At 40.4% G+C, this 16,252-nt stretch carries 14 protein-coding genes and 1 pseudogene; 4 read left to right on the top strand and 11 right to left on the bottom strand.

All coding sequences use genetic code 11. The annotated features are described in order from the left end of the window. Window positions 1-28: 28 nt before the first annotated feature. The 9 genes from purC to A3G3_RS0103885 form a co-directional block, all read right to left on the bottom strand. Window positions 29-742 (bottom strand): phosphoribosylaminoimidazolesuccinocarboxamide synthase, encoded by a 714-nt coding sequence (purC, locus tag A3G3_RS0103925; protein ID WP_019519239.1) that lies wholly within the window; start codon window positions 740-742, stop codon window positions 29-31. 35 nt (window positions 743-777) lie between these two features. Continuing rightward, window positions 778-1,053, bottom strand: coding sequence for a hypothetical protein (locus A3G3_RS0103920; protein WP_019519238.1), 276 nt, complete (start codon window positions 1,051-1,053; stop codon window positions 778-780). A 27-nt stretch (window positions 1,054-1,080) separates the two neighbouring features. Further along, window positions 1,081-1,974 carry a 4-hydroxy-tetrahydrodipicolinate synthase gene (dapA, locus tag A3G3_RS0103915; RefSeq protein WP_019519237.1) on the bottom strand — a complete coding sequence of 298 codons (894 nt, stop codon included), beginning with the start codon at window positions 1,972-1,974 and terminating at the stop codon, window positions 1,081-1,083. Window positions 1,975-2,075: 101 nt separating this feature from the next. Continuing rightward, window positions 2,076-3,209 (bottom strand): metallophosphoesterase, encoded by a 1,134-nt coding sequence (locus A3G3_RS0103910; protein ID WP_019519236.1) that lies wholly within the window; start codon window positions 3,207-3,209, stop codon window positions 2,076-2,078. A 171-nt stretch (window positions 3,210-3,380) separates the two neighbouring features. Continuing rightward, entirely contained in the window at window positions 3,381-4,751 is a 1,371-nt protein-coding gene (locus A3G3_RS0103905) for a Do family serine endopeptidase (protein ID WP_026212836.1), read from the bottom strand. A gap of 72 nt (window positions 4,752-4,823) precedes the next feature. Continuing rightward, window positions 4,824-5,450 carry a dTMP kinase gene (tmk, locus tag A3G3_RS0103900; RefSeq protein ID WP_019519234.1) on the bottom strand — a complete coding sequence of 209 codons (627 nt, stop codon included), beginning with the start codon at window positions 5,448-5,450 and terminating at the stop codon, window positions 4,824-4,826. A gap of 28 nt (window positions 5,451-5,478) precedes the next feature. Further along, complete coding sequence (locus A3G3_RS0103895) at window positions 5,479-7,134, bottom strand: phosphoethanolamine transferase (protein WP_019519233.1); 1,656 nt, start codon at window positions 7,132-7,134, stop codon at window positions 5,479-5,481. A 144-nt stretch (window positions 7,135-7,278) separates the two neighbouring features. After that, window positions 7,279-8,490, bottom strand: a complete 1,212-nt coding sequence (gene mltG / locus A3G3_RS0103890) for an endolytic transglycosylase MltG (RefSeq protein WP_019519232.1) — start codon at window positions 8,488-8,490, stop codon at window positions 7,279-7,281. A 101-nt stretch (window positions 8,491-8,591) separates the two neighbouring features. Beyond that, complete coding sequence (locus A3G3_RS0103885; RefSeq protein ID WP_019519231.1) at window positions 8,592-9,500, bottom strand: aminotransferase class IV; 909 nt, start codon at window positions 9,498-9,500, stop codon at window positions 8,592-8,594. A gap of 99 nt (window positions 9,501-9,599) precedes the next feature. Here A3G3_RS0103885 and A3G3_RS0103880 point away from each other — a divergent pair, with 99 nt between their 5' ends. Both A3G3_RS0103880 and aroE read left to right on the top strand, forming a co-directional pair. Beyond that, complete coding sequence (locus A3G3_RS0103880; RefSeq protein WP_019519230.1) at window positions 9,600-10,178, top strand: hypothetical protein; 579 nt, start codon at window positions 9,600-9,602, stop codon at window positions 10,176-10,178. 8 nt (window positions 10,179-10,186) lie between these two features. After that, window positions 10,187-11,044: a shikimate dehydrogenase gene (gene aroE, locus A3G3_RS0103875; protein ID WP_019519229.1), complete on the top strand. Its 858-nt coding sequence runs from the start codon at window positions 10,187-10,189 to the stop codon at window positions 11,042-11,044. On the opposite strand, the gene A3G3_RS0103870 is transcribed toward aroE, so the two are convergent. Then, a complete protein-coding gene (locus A3G3_RS0103870) occupies window positions 11,041-12,210 on the bottom strand; it encodes a phosphoribosyltransferase domain-containing protein (RefSeq protein WP_019519228.1) in 1,170 nt (389 codons plus the stop codon). The genes aroE and A3G3_RS0103870 overlap by 4 nt on opposite strands. A gap of 79 nt (window positions 12,211-12,289) precedes the next feature. Next, window positions 12,290-13,522 (bottom strand): phosphoglycerate dehydrogenase, encoded by a 1,233-nt coding sequence (gene serA, locus A3G3_RS0103865; protein WP_228702711.1) that lies wholly within the window; start codon window positions 13,520-13,522, stop codon window positions 12,290-12,292. A gap of 507 nt (window positions 13,523-14,029) precedes the next feature. On the opposite strand from serA, the gene A3G3_RS0103850 reads away from it, so the two are divergent. Together A3G3_RS0103850 and A3G3_RS13135 are read left to right on the top strand one after the other, a co-directional pair. Next, the gene (locus tag A3G3_RS0103850; protein WP_019519224.1) at window positions 14,030-15,427 is read left to right on the top strand and encodes an FAD-binding oxidoreductase; all 1,398 of its coding nucleotides are present in this window, start codon (window positions 14,030-14,032) and stop codon (window positions 15,425-15,427) included. 153 nt (window positions 15,428-15,580) lie between these two features. Further along, window positions 15,581-16,252: pseudogene (locus A3G3_RS13135) on the top strand (hypothetical protein); the annotation flags it as partial.

Genomic DNA, 16,252 nt, shown 5'->3' with positions numbered 1-16,252 from the left:
TCAATATCTTGGTAAATTAATCGCAACATTAATCCAATGGCACGCCCAAGCGTTTTGCCACTTCTTCATAACCTTCCACCACATCACCCAACCCTTGACGAAAGCGGTCTTTGTCTAGTTTTTTCTTAGTTTCTTTGTCCCAAACACGACAGCCGTCTGGCGAAAACTCATCGCCAAGTACAATGCGGTCTTTGAACACGCCAAATTCTAATTTAAAATCTACCAACATCAACCCTGCTTTATCAAACATGTTTGACAACACATCGTTCACTTGATAGGTTAATTTTTTCATTTCGTCAAGCTGTGTTTGAGTCGCCCAACCAAGTGAAATTGACAAACTTTCGTTGACGAGTGGGTCGCCCAAACCATCATCTTTGTAAAACAATTCAAAAGTTGGCGGGTTTAACGCTTGCCCTTCGGTTAAGCCCAAACGACGAACGATACTACCTGCGGCATAGTTACGCACGACGCATTCTACAGGTACCATTTTTAGGCGTTTTACCAATACCTCATCTTCGCTTAATTGTTGCTCAAAGTGGGTTTCAATCCCTGCTTCTGCCAATTTTTGCATAATAAAGGCATTAAAACGGTTATTCACTTTGCCTTTGCGGTCAAGCTGTTCAATACGTTCGCCATTAAATGCAGACGTATCATCACGAAAGTGCATGATGAGGTAATCAGGATTTTCGGTCTCATACACAGATTTGGCTTTACCTGTATAAAGAAGTTGTTGTCGTTGCATGATTTTTCCTTATAAAAATATTTAATAAAGATTAATTATTTCACCGTGCTAATCGGTGCAGGCATTTCAAAACGTTTGCCTTTTTCATTCTCGAGCATCAAGGTATTTTGCCCCGATGATGGCAGTTGATACAATGGCGTAAAAGCTTGAGTTTGGGCATTTGCAGGTAGTTGGATTGGGTCTAATAATTTGGTATTTTGATAATCCAATGAATTATCACCCACGTTGTTTCTAAAGGTAGAACACCCTGATACAACCACGCTTAGCACGCTTACAACTGCCCATACTGCGATTTTTTTTGTCAATTTCATAACTACTCTTTTTAATAAAAGTTAATATTAAATTAAGTTTGCTTTTGCCAATGCGTCATCTATTACTGAATGATATTGACTTGACAACCATGTCAATGGCAAGCGAATACCTTGCTCAATCCGTCCCATTTTATACAAGGCATATTTGACAGGCATTGGGCTACTTTCAATAAATAAATCTTGATGTAAATGGGCGATTTGTTGGTTTAAGGCATTGGCTTGGTCAAACTCACCTTTTAACGCATGGGCAAAAATTTGGCTCATAATTTTTGGGGCTATATTTGCCGTTACTGAAATATTGCCTTTTGCCCCCAACCGCACCAGCTCAATCGCTGTGGCATCATCACCTGATAGGACGGTTAACCGACCTTGTACCGCTTCAATTAATTTTGCCCCACGCTCTAGGTCACCTGTGGCATCTTTAATCGCCACGATGTTGTCAATATCGGCAAGGCGTTCCACCGTGCTTTGCTGAATATCTATCACGGTACGCCCTGGGACGTTATACAATACTTGGGGAATATCCACACTTTCGGCGATTTTTTTATAATGTTGATACAATCCTTCTTGGGTCGGTTTATTATAATACGGTGCAACGAGTAACACCGCATCCGCCCCTGCACGCTTGGCATCTTGGGTTAACTCAATGGCTTCAGCGGTGTTATTCGCCCCTGTCCCTGCGATGACTGGCACACGTCCGTTAACTTGCTTTACCGAAAATGCCATCACATCAGCGTGTTCCTGCATGGAGAGTGTAGCAGACTCGCCTGTCGTGCCGACCGTTACCAACACGTCTGTGCCTTGTTCAATTTGCCAATCAATCAGATTTGCCAATGACTGCCAATCCACCTCACCATAGCTGTGCATAGGTGTGACAATCGCCGTCATAGAGCCTTGTAATCTATCTTGTATTGTTGTCATTGTCCTACCTTTCGTTTTTAAAAAATAATGGCTAGTGTAACACAAAATTTAGCTGTCAGACACCACCGCTTTGATAATTTTTGCAAATTGTCTCAAAAAAATTATCGCAGTGTTAACACATCAATCTGTGGCGGACAATTCAAACGAAATGGCAAGCCTGTCATTCCCACCCCTGTGTTAATCCAAACATGATAGCAACGTTTTTGCAAATTAGGTTTTGATAGATTAGATTTTATGGTTTTGATTGTTTGATGATTTGAATAAACTGGATAATAACCCGACAAATACCGACTACCTGTCATGGCACGCACCATTTTTTTGGTAATCATCGGTAAACTGACTTGCCCGCCGTGGGTTTGTCCTGCGATAACCAAACTTTTTTCGGTTAATTTATTGACAAATTGCGGATTGGCTTGGCAAGTTTTGATATCGTGGGTGAGTATCACGTTTGGCTTGTTGGGATTTTTGTCAAGCCATTGATAAATCGCAGTCTTATTATTTTTTTGAGTTGGATGTTCAGGGCTTAAACCGATAACGGTAACACCATTTATCACGGTAAGTTGGTTATTTAACGTTTGGACGTTTAGTATATCTAATACATCTGTTAAGTTAACATTTGGAATAATATCGGCAAATTTGCCTTGTTGCTCGCTATCAGTTTGGCTCAACGTGGTGTAACACGGCTTATTAATAGCACGAAATAGCATCATCGTCCCAACCAAATCCGCCCCTGCGTGATACAACCAATCGCCTGTAAATAGCACCGCATCCACATCTAGGTGATTTAGGGTTTTTATCCAGCGTTTTTGTTGTTTTTTATGGTGAAAAATGCCAATATGCACATCGCCAATCACGGCAATTTTTAACAAAGGATTTTGATTAGCATTGATTAATTCGTTATTTAAATTTTTGTTTAAGTTTGTCTTTACATGGTTATTTAAATCAATAGTTTGATACACAATCCGCAAACGATTTGGCTCAATCCACGTCATATAAATATACAACAAACACAACGCCAACACCAACCAATATAAAGTGTGATTGTCAATCAATAACTGCAAATTTGCCCAAACAAACAGCCACAACACCCAATACCGCAAATAATACGCCAACAGTTGTAACCACACCACAAATCGGCTGGTAATGGGGTCGGCTTGCATGGTTCTTAGAAATGCGACAACCGCCATAACCACGGCAATCACATACCCAAGCACGCCAAACCCATGTACCAACATAACGCCTACATAATGTTAAAAAATGATTAAAAATCGGTTAACAAACCTAAAACTAAAAAGCCAGATAAAAGGGGTTATTATAAAACTTTCACCCCCTATCTGGCAATCTTTTAAGTTAAATCAAACAATTTTTGTTAAATTGTTGCGAAGTTTTAAGCAAAAACCCTACACTTATTCAATTCTTAAGCCAATAATCATCGGCACACCTTGACGAATGATTTGCAAGGTCACTACGCCTTTTTTGGGTAAGGTGTGGGTCACACTGGTAAAGTCTTCGACGCTTTCAATGGTTTTGTTGTGAAACTGCACCACGACATCGCCTGCTTGCACGCCTGCACTGGATGCCAACCCAAATGGGTCAACTGCGGTGACTAGCACGCCATTACCCCGCAAAAAGCGTTGTTCTTCCACGCTTAATTCACGCAAACGCAAGCCCAAACGTACAGGGTTGTCATCACTGTCTTTGTGCAAGGTATCGGCATTGGTGTCGCTTGGAGCTTGGGTTAACGTGCCTTGTAAATTGACAATATTACCATGACGTCGTACTTTTAATGTAAAATTATCATTGGGTTTAGCACGGCTTACCAAATTGCTAAAATCGCCTGCACTTAGCACATCTCGCCCATTAAATGCCAACACCACATCGCCTGGTTTTAGCCCTGCTTGCTCGGCAGGTGAATTGGGCGACACACGGGTAATCAACGCCCCTGCCAAGCGGTTTAAGCCATACGCATCGGCTAAATTACGGTCAATGTCTTGCGGAAACACACCCAAATACGCACGAGAGACTTTGCCTGTGCCACGAATTTGTTGATAGACATCCATCGCCACGTCCATCGGAATGGAAAACGACAGACCCATATAACCGCCTGTCCCTGTAAAAATCCGAGAGTTGACCCCCACGACTTCACCTTTTTGGTTAAAGAGTGGTCCACCAGAATTACCGGGATTTAAGGCGACATCGGTTTGGATAAATGGCACACTTGTGTCTTTGGCAAAATTGCGAGATTTGGCACTGACAATCCCTGCCGATGCTGAATAATCAAAGCCAAACGGCGAACCGATTGCCAACACAGGCTCACCGACTTTTAATGTTTCCGAATCCCCGATTGGCAACGCAGGAAAATTCACGCCTTCCACTTTTAATACCGCCATATCGGTGCGTTCATCACTGCCAATCACTTTGGCATCTAACTCTCGGCGGTCGTTGAGCGTCACCGTTACCGTATCTGCACCTGCCACCACATGATAATTGGTGAGCATATAGCCGTCCGCACTGACAAAAAATGCGGTACCAAAACTACGCTCGGTCGCAGGTGGTAAGCTATCAGGCACACTCGCTCCAAGATAACGGCGTAACATCAGTGCGGTTTGGATTTTTGCCATTTCTTCAGGCGACATTTTGGTGGTAACATTCACCCGTGCCACTGATGGGGCGACTTGTTCTACCAAGCCTGAAAAATCAGTTGCCATGACCGCAGCATGGGCGGTTGACAGCGTTTCAACGCTTGGCAATCCGACCAGTAATGACAAACTTAACACGCTGGCTGATAGTGAATTTTTGTGAAAATTTAACATAACGTTTCCTTTTTCTTTATAAAAATTAAAAAATTTTTACAACATTGGTAAATCCAAAACCTTTAACACACGATTTAATACGGTTACTTCATCACCGACCGCATCTACTCGTTTAAAACGTTCGGCTTGGTGCGTTGCCAAATAGTCAAAACCTTGATAAGTCCGCTCAAAAAATGCGACATTTTCTTGTTCAAAACGGTCTAAATCACCACGTTTTTTAGCACGTTTCATGCCTTCGACCACAGGAAAATCTAGCCAAATTGTCCTATCCGGCAATCTTGGCACAAAGTTGTCAATCAAAAACTGCACTTTTGCCAAGGCTTGCGGATTGCCATGTCCACGCCCAAACCCTTGATAAGCAAAACTTGAGTCGGTAAAACGGTCGCACAGTACCCATTTCCCACTATTTAATGCAGGTAAAATGGTTTTTTCCACATGGTCGGCTCGTGACGAAAACATCAACAGAAGTTCGCTATCGTCCACCATTTTGATATCTGGATTAATCAAAATTTTGCGTAATTCTTCGGCAAACGGGCTACCCCCCGGTTCACGTGTGCGGATAAAATCGAGGCTGCGTTCAGTTAAGACTTTCTCTAAATTGTTGATTAACGTGGTTTTGCCAACGCCTTCTGTGCCTTCAAAGGTGATAAATTTTGCGGTCATGCTTTATTTTTTCCAAATTTTTAGTAAGTTAAGCTTTTGTTTTACAAGCGTGTAAAATATCCAAATCTGCCTGATAGGTGCCTTGTTTTTTCAAACCCATCATGGCATATAAGGTGCTGTATAAATTATCGTGGGAATAGTTTTGGTGTTTGGCATTGTGTTGCAAACATTTGTAATCCAACGTTTTATCGTTTTGCCATGCTTGGTTAAACCACATTATCATGGGAACGTGGGTTTGATATTCAGGGGCAATGTCATACGGTGTACTATGTAGATAAATGCCATTTTCGCCCAAACTTTCGCCGTGGTCGGCAACATAAACCACAGAGCTTTTCCAGTCTTTATGGGCATCTAAACGCTCAATCACGTTGTTGATAAATTGGTCAACATATAAAATCGTATTATCGTAAGTGTTCACTAATTGTTGATTATGACACTGATTAATCTGATTTGTATCACAGGTTGGCGTGAACTGACGGTAATCATCTGTGTAACGCTCGTAATAAGTTGGACCATGGCTACCAATCGTGTGTAAAACAATAAATGTATCTTTTTTCAGTTTATCAACCTCTGCTAACGTCTTATCAAGTTCTGGTAACAAAATATTGTCCAAACACTCTCCATCTTTACAAAATTTTGGATTTGCTGTCTGAGTAACATTGGTGTAAGGCGTATTTTTGCACACCCCTTTACAGTCGCTATTATTGTTAAACCAAACCACATGAATTCCGACCCGTTGTAAGATATCTAATAAATTATCTTGTTTTTCAGCACGATCCACATTAAAGTTAGTACGTGTCATACTAGAAAACATACATGGTACCGAACCTGCCGTAAATGTATTACAACTTTTTACTTGGCTAAAATTAATCACTTGTTCACCACGTTTGGCAAGCAAAGGGGTGGTCTGACGTGAATAGCCATTTAGCCCCCAGTTATTTGCACGGGTGGTTTCACCAATAATCATTACCGTCACCTGACGCTGATTATCAGATTTATCAAGACTTGCATTGACATCCAACACTTGATAGGGCATTTGAGCTTTTTGATACTGGCGATATTTGCTCACACCCGCAGCGATAAAATTGCTAGGTACAATCAAATGCTTAACTGCCAAATTATTACGTCCAAATGAAGCATAATCTTGGTAAAAAACACTCGCAATCGCACCAATCCCCAATATCGCCAATACCGCACACCCTAAACGATATAATACTTCTTGATACCATTTTCGGTACAAAACCTTAACCTTTGTATATAAAATTGCAGGTACAACGCCTAAACCAATAATCCACGCCACAAAAGGCAAAGTCATCAATCGCCGACTTTCTGCAGGACTAGTTTGGAGTACGTTAGTTAGCATATCTCGGTTAAAATGCACATCAAAAAAAATCGCATTATACGCAATTGCTGAACTCACGATTAACAAAAATGGCACAATCACTTTATGCACAACGGGTAAAGTGAGCAAACTAAAAATCAAATAACAGCCACAAAAAATAAACACAGGCACGCTCAGCACGAACCAATCTTGGCTCGCCCCTGTAAACGAATGTGCTTGCCACACCTTAGCATACAAGGCATAATTTAACACTGTGGCAAAATAAAGCGACAACCAAGCATTAAGCTTGGTCTGCCCCATATGTAAATTATTTTTTTTAAAAAAGTGAAGAAATGAACGCATAATACCCTTGCCCAAAAATAAACCGACGAAAATGTAAGCGTATTTTACAAAATTTATTTGGCAAATTCATGGCTTTTACAAAAGATATTTTTTGCTAAAAAATCAAGCAAACATTGGGTAAAGTTTGGGTAAAATTTTTACTTATCATTGATTTGCTTTTTTCTCACGCATGACTTTTAAATACGCTTGCACCGCTTTGTTATGGTCAGCGAGATTACTGGTAAATTTATGCCCGCCATGACCTGTCGCCACAAAATACAGCGAGTCGGTCTGGTTCGGATTTAGCGATGCTTCAATGGATGCAATACTTGGTAACGCAATCGGTGTTGGTGGCAACCCATCAATTTGATACGTATTATAAGCGGTTTTTTCTTGCAAATCAGCTTTGCGAATATTACCGTCATATCGCTCGCCCATGCCATAAATCACCGTTGGGTCGGTTTGTAGTCGCATTTTTTTACGCAAACGATTGACAAACACACCTGCCACCTCACCACGCTCACTCGCCACGCTCGTTTCTTTTTCAATAATGGATGCCATAATTAAGGCTTCATACGGCGTGGCATACGGCAAATCCGCTTGGCGTTTTTCCCACGCTTTCATCAACGCCGTGTACTGACGGTTAAACAAATCCGCCAACACTTTTTTGTCGCTACTGCCTTCGGTAAAATAATAAGTATCAGGCGAAAACCAACCTTCCATATTGCCATTGGGGGCGTATTTTTCGGGCAAATTCACGCCCAAATCTTGCGGTGTTAACAGATTATCCGACAAGATTTCGGTCTGAATACCGTCATTATCACGTAATACATGGTATAAATCTTTGGCAGTTTTGCCCTCAATGATTTGCACTTTGACAAATGCCACTTTTTCGCCCTGTTGCAACACGCTGAGCATTTGGGCAAAACTTGGATTATCAGGCAGTTGGTAAATGCCAGAATGGAGCGGTTTTTTCACGTGCATTTTCACATATAATTTTGCCAACGGCTTGAGAAAAAAACCTTGATTTTTTGTCGACCATTTGTCAATTAAACCGTGATAAGTCTCGCCTTTTTCCACCGTCATCATCTGTTTTTTTTGTGAAATTGGACTAAAAACCGTCTGATAAACCGCCCAGAAAAACGCCAAAGCCAATAGCAAAATTGCCAATAAAATCCAAATTTTGGCGGATTTTTTTGGTGTTGCAACCAGCATTGGGGTAGTTGGTGTCGGTGTAATCGGTTGGCTATTTTCAATGACTGGATTTGGTTGATTATCATTTTCAACTTTAACCGCATTGTCAATGGGCTGACTGATTGACAAATGTTCATTATTTTTTTCATTCTGAGGGTTTTGGTTTGGCTGATTTTCGCTCATAACATACTCGGCAATCGTAAAAACTTAACGCAAATAATGACACGGCAACGCAAAAATAGCAATTGGATTTTGGTTAACTTTTGGCAAAAATCTCCACAAGATTAGCCCAAAAACCGCTCAAAATTTGGCAAATCTAACGACAAAATCCTTTCATCTGTCAAATAAAACCGCTCAATCGGTATCACGCCACGCACCGCATTACAAAAAAACATCGCTGATAAATCGTTAAAATCCGCATCTTGCAATCGGCGTTCTACGACAAGTTTTTGATTTTGCTTAATTTTATCCATGAACACCTGTCGCATAACACCGTTAACCCCCGAAATCGCAACAGGTGGTGTAAACCATTGAATTTTATCGCTTTTTAATTGATAAAATACATTACAAAACGTACCTTCTACCCAATTTCCGCACATATCTTTTACCAAACCGTCAATCAAACTCGGCTGATAGCGTTGATACGCCAACAATTCCGCATGAGCAAGGGCTTGGGCTTGGGCATTGAGCAGTTTTAGACCTGCTAAATTAGGCGGTAGCACAGGAATTTGTTGCGACAGACAGCGACTGTCGGCATACGGTTGCACAATTACCTGTTGAGCCATAGCTTGGACGGTCGGCAGTTCGCTTGGCATGACTTTTAGCCACACATGGGCATTAGTATTGATAAAACCGTAACCACGCACTGCTTGATTTTGCCGACAAATGACGAGTTTTAGCATACCATGCTTAATTTGTTTGGCAAAATAACATAACTGATTGATAATAAAGGTTAAATTTATCTTTAGTTGTAGGTTTTTCGCACTGATTTCACAGCGTTTTTGATGATAATGTAACCAGTTAACCTCACCATTCACCACCGCCATGGTGCTAAAAAAACCATCGCCATAGGCAATCACTCGCTCGTTGATATCAATGGCGGTTAAGGGTTGATGATTGGTAAGATCGTGGGTTAAATGCTCGGTCAAATCGTACCAAATCGGTGCATTTTTCGGTGAATGTTGTTGGGTCATAATCGTTAAAATTGTGCAAAGATTGGCTTTTTAAATGCTAAGAAATGCGGTATTATAACAAACTTGTGTACTTTTATCTGTGCTGTTAATCGGTAAAATATGACCACTTTAAAAAACCGCCTTGTGATGATTTTTGCTGTTAGCTTTATGTTGGCAGGCGGTTGGTATTTTGAAACTGTCAATTCCACCCAACAAATAACACTCAATGATGCTCAAGCGACAGCAGTTATTTACGCTAAAAATCAACCTTATTTAGCCATTAATGCTAACGATTTGGACATGATTTATTTAATTAATTGCCAAAAAGACCCAACTATTTATAAAGTTTGTCTTAACAAACCGATTTATGCAACCAATATTGTGTTGTACGATAGCAAAGATAGCCATGAAAAAGGTACATTTGCCAATTTACAAAAAGCCGTTTTTATCAATAAAAATCAGTCGGTTATCCAATATGTAAATAATGCTTATCAACAAAATATTATTTTTTCCAAAACCATTCGCTGTATTTTTACATTATTTATTTTATCCATTATCTTATTGATATTTCAAATGTTTTTATTTAAAAAATTGGCAAAAGATGACTTTAATCATAAGTTGAAAAATTGGTATTTATTCACCTTGTTTGGTTTATTTTTACTGATATTTTGGCAATTTTTTATGAATATAATATTTTAGGTAATCTTATGCAAAATCCACCCAAACTTGACACACTTAACCAACATACTTGGCAATTTGCCACGCCCAACAGTCAACATTTTATCGTCATCGGTAACCCAATCACTCACAGCAAATCCCCCGAGTTGCACCAAAAATTTGCCCAAAAAATCGGCATAACCATTCAATATCAGCGACAATTTTGCCCAAATGACTGGGAAAGCTTTATCGCAGTGGTATCGGCGTTTTTTCACGGTGGCGGACATGGGGCAAACGTTACCGTACCGTTTAAAGAAATGGCGTTTGAACTTTGCCAAATGGTGGGTGAATTGTCCGATGTTGCCAAAGTCGCAGGGGCGGTCAACACGCTGGCTATCAAAGACGGCAAACTGTTTGGTGACAATACGGACGGACGGGGATTGGTTGCAGATTTGATTTCACAAGGCATTGATTTAACGGATAAAAAAATTCTAATTTTGGGAGCAGGTGGGGCAACTCGGGGGGCGATTTTACCCTTGTTAAATGCAAACATTCAACGTTTACACATCGCCAATCGCACGCTTGAAAAAGCGGAAAATCTTGTCAAATTATTTAATAATCCTAAAATCACTGTGTCAAATTTAACCGATATTTCAGGGCATTTTGACGTGATAATTAACGCAACTTCTATTGGCTTAAGCGGTGAAACTTTGCCATTTAGCGATGATTTAACCGCTGATTTTGCCTATGACATGATGTATGGCAAGCCGTCTGCTTTTTTGGATTTTTTTGCACAAAAAAATGCCAAAATGTCTAACGGTTTGGGTATGCTCATTCATCAAGGGGCATTGGCGTTTGAAATTTGGGTAGGAAAAAAGGTGGATTTGGTGGGATTTGCGTTTGGTTAATCCAACACCAACACTTTCCCCTGCTCTACCAAATCTTGCCAAATTTTATCCACGCTGTCGCTCGGCGTTTCGATACATAGCACTATTAAACCCCACGCATCAGGCTCAACGTTATACACAAAATTCGTCATACCCAAGCCATAATTATCGGTAAAACTTAATACAGATTTTATAGCTGTTTGATTATCAATGACGATTGGCGAACGAGTTAAAGCGGAAAATTTGACGTTAATTTGCCAATCGTTTGCCAATCGTTCTGCCAACAAAAACGGTAACCAAACAAACTCATTACTACCCAATACCAGCACATTTTTTAGCTGAGATTTATCAAAATTTTCTAACTTTTTATATAGGTTTTCTAATAAATTTGGTAAAAATTCGCTACTATTTAAAGTTGGTTTTCGTCCCCAATTCCCCGTTGGTAATAATGGCTGACTACCTGCTTTGGTAGTAGCGACATTTGGCATTTGTATGGTTTTATCGTGTGGTTTGTCCGTCCAAGTCCATTGTCCTGATAGCAGATGATGGCGATTAAATGTTTGATTTTTAAATGGATTTTTACCAACTTTCCCTAGCGACCAATCCACCAATGTTGCCAAATGCACTTGTTGTAATTGGTTTAATCCTGCTTGTATTAAGGCGTTTACTAGATTTTGGCAGGTTTTACCTGTAGATGCTTCATCATCGACCATAATCAAGGTTTTGGCTGATAAAATTTGCTCTTTTATCAATGGATTATCACTTTGGTAAATCAAATGTTGACTAGCATGGCTGTGGTCTTCGCTAAAAGTCGCCAACAACTCACCGTCTTGGGCGTGGCGAGTGGAATTTAATAAAATTGCATTCGGATAGCGTTGTTGCAAGATTTGATGCACACCTGCTGATAGTCCAACCGCCGTTTCCGCCATACCAAACACTAAAATCGGCTCAGGCAAGCCGTCAGGAATTTGCTCAGCAAGCTGACGGAATGCTTGTCGTATCTGACTTGGGGCGACAGGAATGTGCCGTCCTAGCACTTTTGACACGAATAAAAACGCCCGTTTTGGGTTAATACGTTCGGCAAAACCGAGCAAATCATCAAGCTGATAATCGGCTTTTGTTTGGTAAGTGAGTTCAAGCGTGCCACGAGATAATGAAATAATTCTTTGCTGAATAGGATTTGGCATGGTTATTTTCCATAAAAAAGACTTACTGCAACTTTACAATAAGTCTTCTTAAAAATCAATGGCTTAAATGTGCTAATCGTTAGAACAACACTCGCACTTTAATCGTTTCAGGTACGGCTTTTAGACGCTCTAACGCTTTATCAGAATCATCATCATCCACATCCATCACCAAGTAACCAACATTGCCTTCTGTCATTAGGCTTTGTGCCAAAATATTAATGTTGGCTTCAGCAAATGATTTGTTAATTTGTGACAACACGCCCGCCACATTTTTGTGAATGTGTAGTAAGCGGTGCGTACCGTCTTTGAATGGTACGGTAACGTTCGGAAAATTGACCGCCGAGAGCGTGTCACCCACGTCCGAATAACGCACGAATTTTTCCGCAACTTCAAGCCCGATGTTGGCTTGGGCTTCTTGGGTCGAACCACCAATGTGTGGGGTTAAAATTACATTGTCAAAAGCACGAAGGGGCGACTCAAATTCTTCATCAGCAGATTTTGGTTCTTTAGGAAATACGTCCAATGCAGCCCCAATAATATGCCCTGATTTTAACGCTTCCGCTAAATCATCAATCACCACACATTTACCACGAGCAGCGTTGATTAGGTGTGATTTTGCTTTCATCTTGGCAAGTTCGTTTTTGCCAATCATATTACGAGTTTCTGGTAAGTCTGGTACATGAAGTGTTACCACATCCGCATTTGCCAATAATTCGTCCAAATTTGCCACTTGACGAGCATTACCCATCGGTAATTTAGTAACAGCATCATGATAAATGACCTTCATGCCCATATTTTCTGCCAAAACAGATAATTGCGAACCGATTGAGCCGTAGCCAACAATACCAAGCGTTTTGCCACGCACTTCATAGCTGTCTTTAGCAGATTTGCCCCAGCCACCACGATGCACGACCGCATTTTTTTCTGGAATGCCACGCATGAGCATGATAATTTCAGCAATCACCAATTCCGCCACCGAGCGGGTGTTAGAATATGGGGCGTTAAACACAGGAATGCCTAGCTCTCTGGCAGCGTCTAGATCCACTTGGTTAGTGCCAATACAAAAACAACCGATAGCGACCAGTTTTTCCGCTTTTTCAAGCACATTGCGAGTTAATTGCGTGCGTGAACGAATACCGATAAAGTGAGCGTCTTTGATTTTTTCAATCAGTTCGTCTTCCTCTAGGGCGGTTGAGATGTTCTCAACGTTGGTATAGCCTGCGTCCGCTAAGACTTTAAAGGCATTTGCGTGCAAGCCTTCTAGCATTAAAAATTTGATTTTGTCTTTACCGAGTGATAAATCAGCCATAATTTTTCCTTAAAACAGGGATAAGTTAGCAAGTGAATTTATCATAGCATATTTAAAATATTTTTTGGGCGTAATTTTTTCATTTTATGATGAATAAAGTTGCTATCATTATTCCTTTTACTTATCAATTGACTAAAATATCTGTTTGCAAATCACACCATTCATTTCATCAACATCGGCAACCATTGCTGTTTTTACCGAACCTTTTAAACAGCGGATACCGCCTTTTTTGGGTTTCATTAAAATTTAATCAAATTTTGCCAACATTTTGAGAGAAAAATCATAACTCACCCACACTTGCTTTTTTTATCATCAATAATCACAGGTTTAAGATAGGCTTGAACCTATACCGCTTGTGGGTTGTGTAAAAATTGTTGTATGGCAACTATCAGCATAGTTTTTGCGAAAATTAATCCAAACATTCCAGCATATTTTTTATAAAAAAATCCCCCAAGCAAAAAAATTTGTTTTATAATGAAACGCATTTACAGCTATATCAAAGGAAATGTTATGACACAAACAGCCAACTTTGTCCAAACCCTGACTAATCAAGGCTTTGAACCCAATCAATTCAAAACCCAAGACGAAGATTTAGAATTTTTTGGCAAAGACCAAACCAAACATTTTGAACCGAATCCCTGCGTCATTGTCTTTCCAAAATCCACCGAACAAGTGCAACAAATCGTCCAACTTTGCAACGAATTAAACCTTGTCATCACCCCAAGTGGTGGACGGACTGGTCTATCAGCAGGAGCAGTGGCGAGTAACGGCGAAGTGGTCGTCAGTCTAGACAAAATGAACAAAATTTTAAATTTTTATCCTGCAGACCGCATGGTAGAAGTTGAAGCAGGCGTCATTACCAAAAATTTGCAACATTTTGCCGAAGAACAAGGACTATACTATCCTGTGGATTTTGCATCAAGTGGCTCTAGCCAAATCGGTGGCAACATTGGCACAAACGCAGGTGGTATCAAGGTTATCCGTTATGGCATGACCCGTAACTGGGTGCTTGGCTTAACCGTGGTTACGGGTAAAGGTGAAATTTTGGAACTCAATAAAGGCATGATGAAAAATAATACGGGTTATGATTTTCGCCATTTATTGATTGGCTCAGAGGGTACGCTTGGCATCGTTACCAAGGCTCAAATCAAGCTAGAACGTCAACCAAAAAATCTGACAGTCATGGTGCTTGGTGTGGATAAATTTGCTGATATCATGCACACGCTGTCAGCTTTCCAAGCCAAAATTGATTTAACCGCTTTTGAATTTTTTGATAAAGTGGCGATGGATAAATTATTACAGGCAGACAAAGTCGTGCGTCCTTTTGAAAGCGATTGTCCGTTTTATGCCTTATTGGAATTTGAAGCACCGTATGAACCGATTATGGACGAAGCCATGGCGGTATTTGAGCATTGTATGGAATATGGCTGGGTGGTGGACGGCGTGATGAGCCAGTCGCTGTCGCAAGCTGAAGAGTTGTGGAAACTGCGTGAATATATTTCTGAAACCATAAGCCATTTTACGCCTTATAAAAATGACTTATCGGTTCTAATCACGCACGTCCCTGATTTTATTCGCGAAATTGATAAAATCGTGTCGGATAATTATCCTGATTTTGAAGTCTGTTGGTTTGGGCATATTGGTGATGGTAATTTACATTTGAACATTTTAAAACCTGAAAATCTGACTAAGGATGCGTTTTTTGACAAATGTAAAATCGTCAATAACTACGTCTTTGATACCGTTAAAAAATACAACGGCTCAATCTCAGCAGAGCATGGCGTTGGTATGACCAAAAAACCCTACTTGAACCACACTCGGCCTGATGATGAAATCGCCTATATGAAAGGCGTAAAAGCGGTGTTTGACCCGAACAATGTGCTGAATGTAGGCAAGATTTTTGATTAAATTATTTTATTTTAGCTGAACTTTTTTGGCAATAAAACCAATTAAAAAACCACTAAACGGCATAAACAACCAATTATGCCGTTTTTATTTGCATATTTTTAAGGAAAGCTTATAATAAATATTGATGATTATAAGCTAGCAAAGGGTAACTTTATGAATAACATTCTTATCAAAATCCACAAGCCACAACACGCGACACAACAATTTCAACTAACTCCAACCAATTCACAAACTTATACCATAAAAGCCACAGCGAACAACCATATTGAACTGCTTGACGGGCAAACTAAGCAAGTACCAAAACAAATCCACACCAAAAAAGTTAATCAAGACTTGCACATTTCATTAAATGGTGAACACGTAGACTTAATCGTACAAGATTATTATCAGCAAAATGCCGAGTTAGTTGGCTTATCGGGTGATCGCTACCAAACCTACACCTCTGTGAACAGTCATCCTACGACGCAAATGACCGTACAAACCCTAAGCCACGAAGCACCCGTAGCTTGGTGGACGAATATCGCTACAGGTAGTCAATCTGCATTGCCTTGGATGTTCGGTGGTTTAAGTGCAATTGGTGTGGCGACTGCCGTAAGTGGTGGCAGAGACACAGTAAGCCCAATAAAACCACCTGTAACCAAAACACCAAAACAGGAAAATCCTACCGAGCCACCTGTAACCGAAACACCAAAACAGGAAAATCCTACCGAGCCACCTGTAACCGAAACACCAAAACAGGAAAATCCTACCGAGCCACCTGTAGCCGAAACACCAAAACAGGAAGACCCTGCTAAGCCACCTGTAGCCGAAACACCAAAACAGGAA

Source organism: Moraxella boevrei DSM 14165, assembly GCF_000379845.1.
Lineage (GTDB): Bacteria > Pseudomonadota > Gammaproteobacteria > Pseudomonadales > Moraxellaceae > Faucicola > Faucicola boevrei.
The sequence above is the reverse complement of the archived record's forward strand: the minus strand, read 5'-3'. Positions and strand labels throughout refer to the sequence as shown.

Coding starts and splice junctions, on each gene's coding strand:
- purC (WP_019519239.1), bottom strand. CDS start 742: ATGCAACGACAACAACTTCTTTATACAGGTAAAGCCAAATCTGTGTAT.
- A3G3_RS0103920 (WP_019519238.1), bottom strand. CDS start 1,053: ATGAAATTGACAAAAAAAATCGCAGTATGGGCAGTTGTAAGCGTGCTA.
- dapA (WP_019519237.1), bottom strand. CDS start 1,974: ATGACAACAATACAAGATAGATTACAAGGCTCTATGACGGCGATTGTC.
- A3G3_RS0103910 (WP_019519236.1), bottom strand. CDS start 3,209: ATGTTGGTACATGGGTTTGGCGTGCTTGGGTATGTGATTGCCGTGGTT.
- tmk (WP_019519234.1), bottom strand. CDS start 5,450: ATGACCGCAAAATTTATCACCTTTGAAGGCACAGAAGGCGTTGGCAAA.
- A3G3_RS0103895 (WP_019519233.1), bottom strand. CDS start 7,134: ATGCGTTCATTTCTTCACTTTTTTAAAAAAAATAATTTACATATGGGG.
- mltG (WP_019519232.1), bottom strand. CDS start 8,490: ATGAGCGAAAATCAGCCAAACCAAAACCCTCAGAATGAAAAAAATAAT.
- A3G3_RS0103885 (WP_019519231.1), bottom strand. CDS start 9,500: ATGACCCAACAACATTCACCGAAAAATGCACCGATTTGGTACGATTTG.
- A3G3_RS0103880 (WP_019519230.1), top strand. CDS start 9,600: ATGACCACTTTAAAAAACCGCCTTGTGATGATTTTTGCTGTTAGCTTT.
- aroE (WP_019519229.1), top strand. CDS start 10,187: ATGCAAAATCCACCCAAACTTGACACACTTAACCAACATACTTGGCAA.
- A3G3_RS0103870 (WP_019519228.1), bottom strand. CDS start 12,210: ATGCCAAATCCTATTCAGCAAAGAATTATTTCATTATCTCGTGGCACG.
- A3G3_RS0103850 (WP_019519224.1), top strand. CDS start 14,030: ATGACACAAACAGCCAACTTTGTCCAAACCCTGACTAATCAAGGCTTT.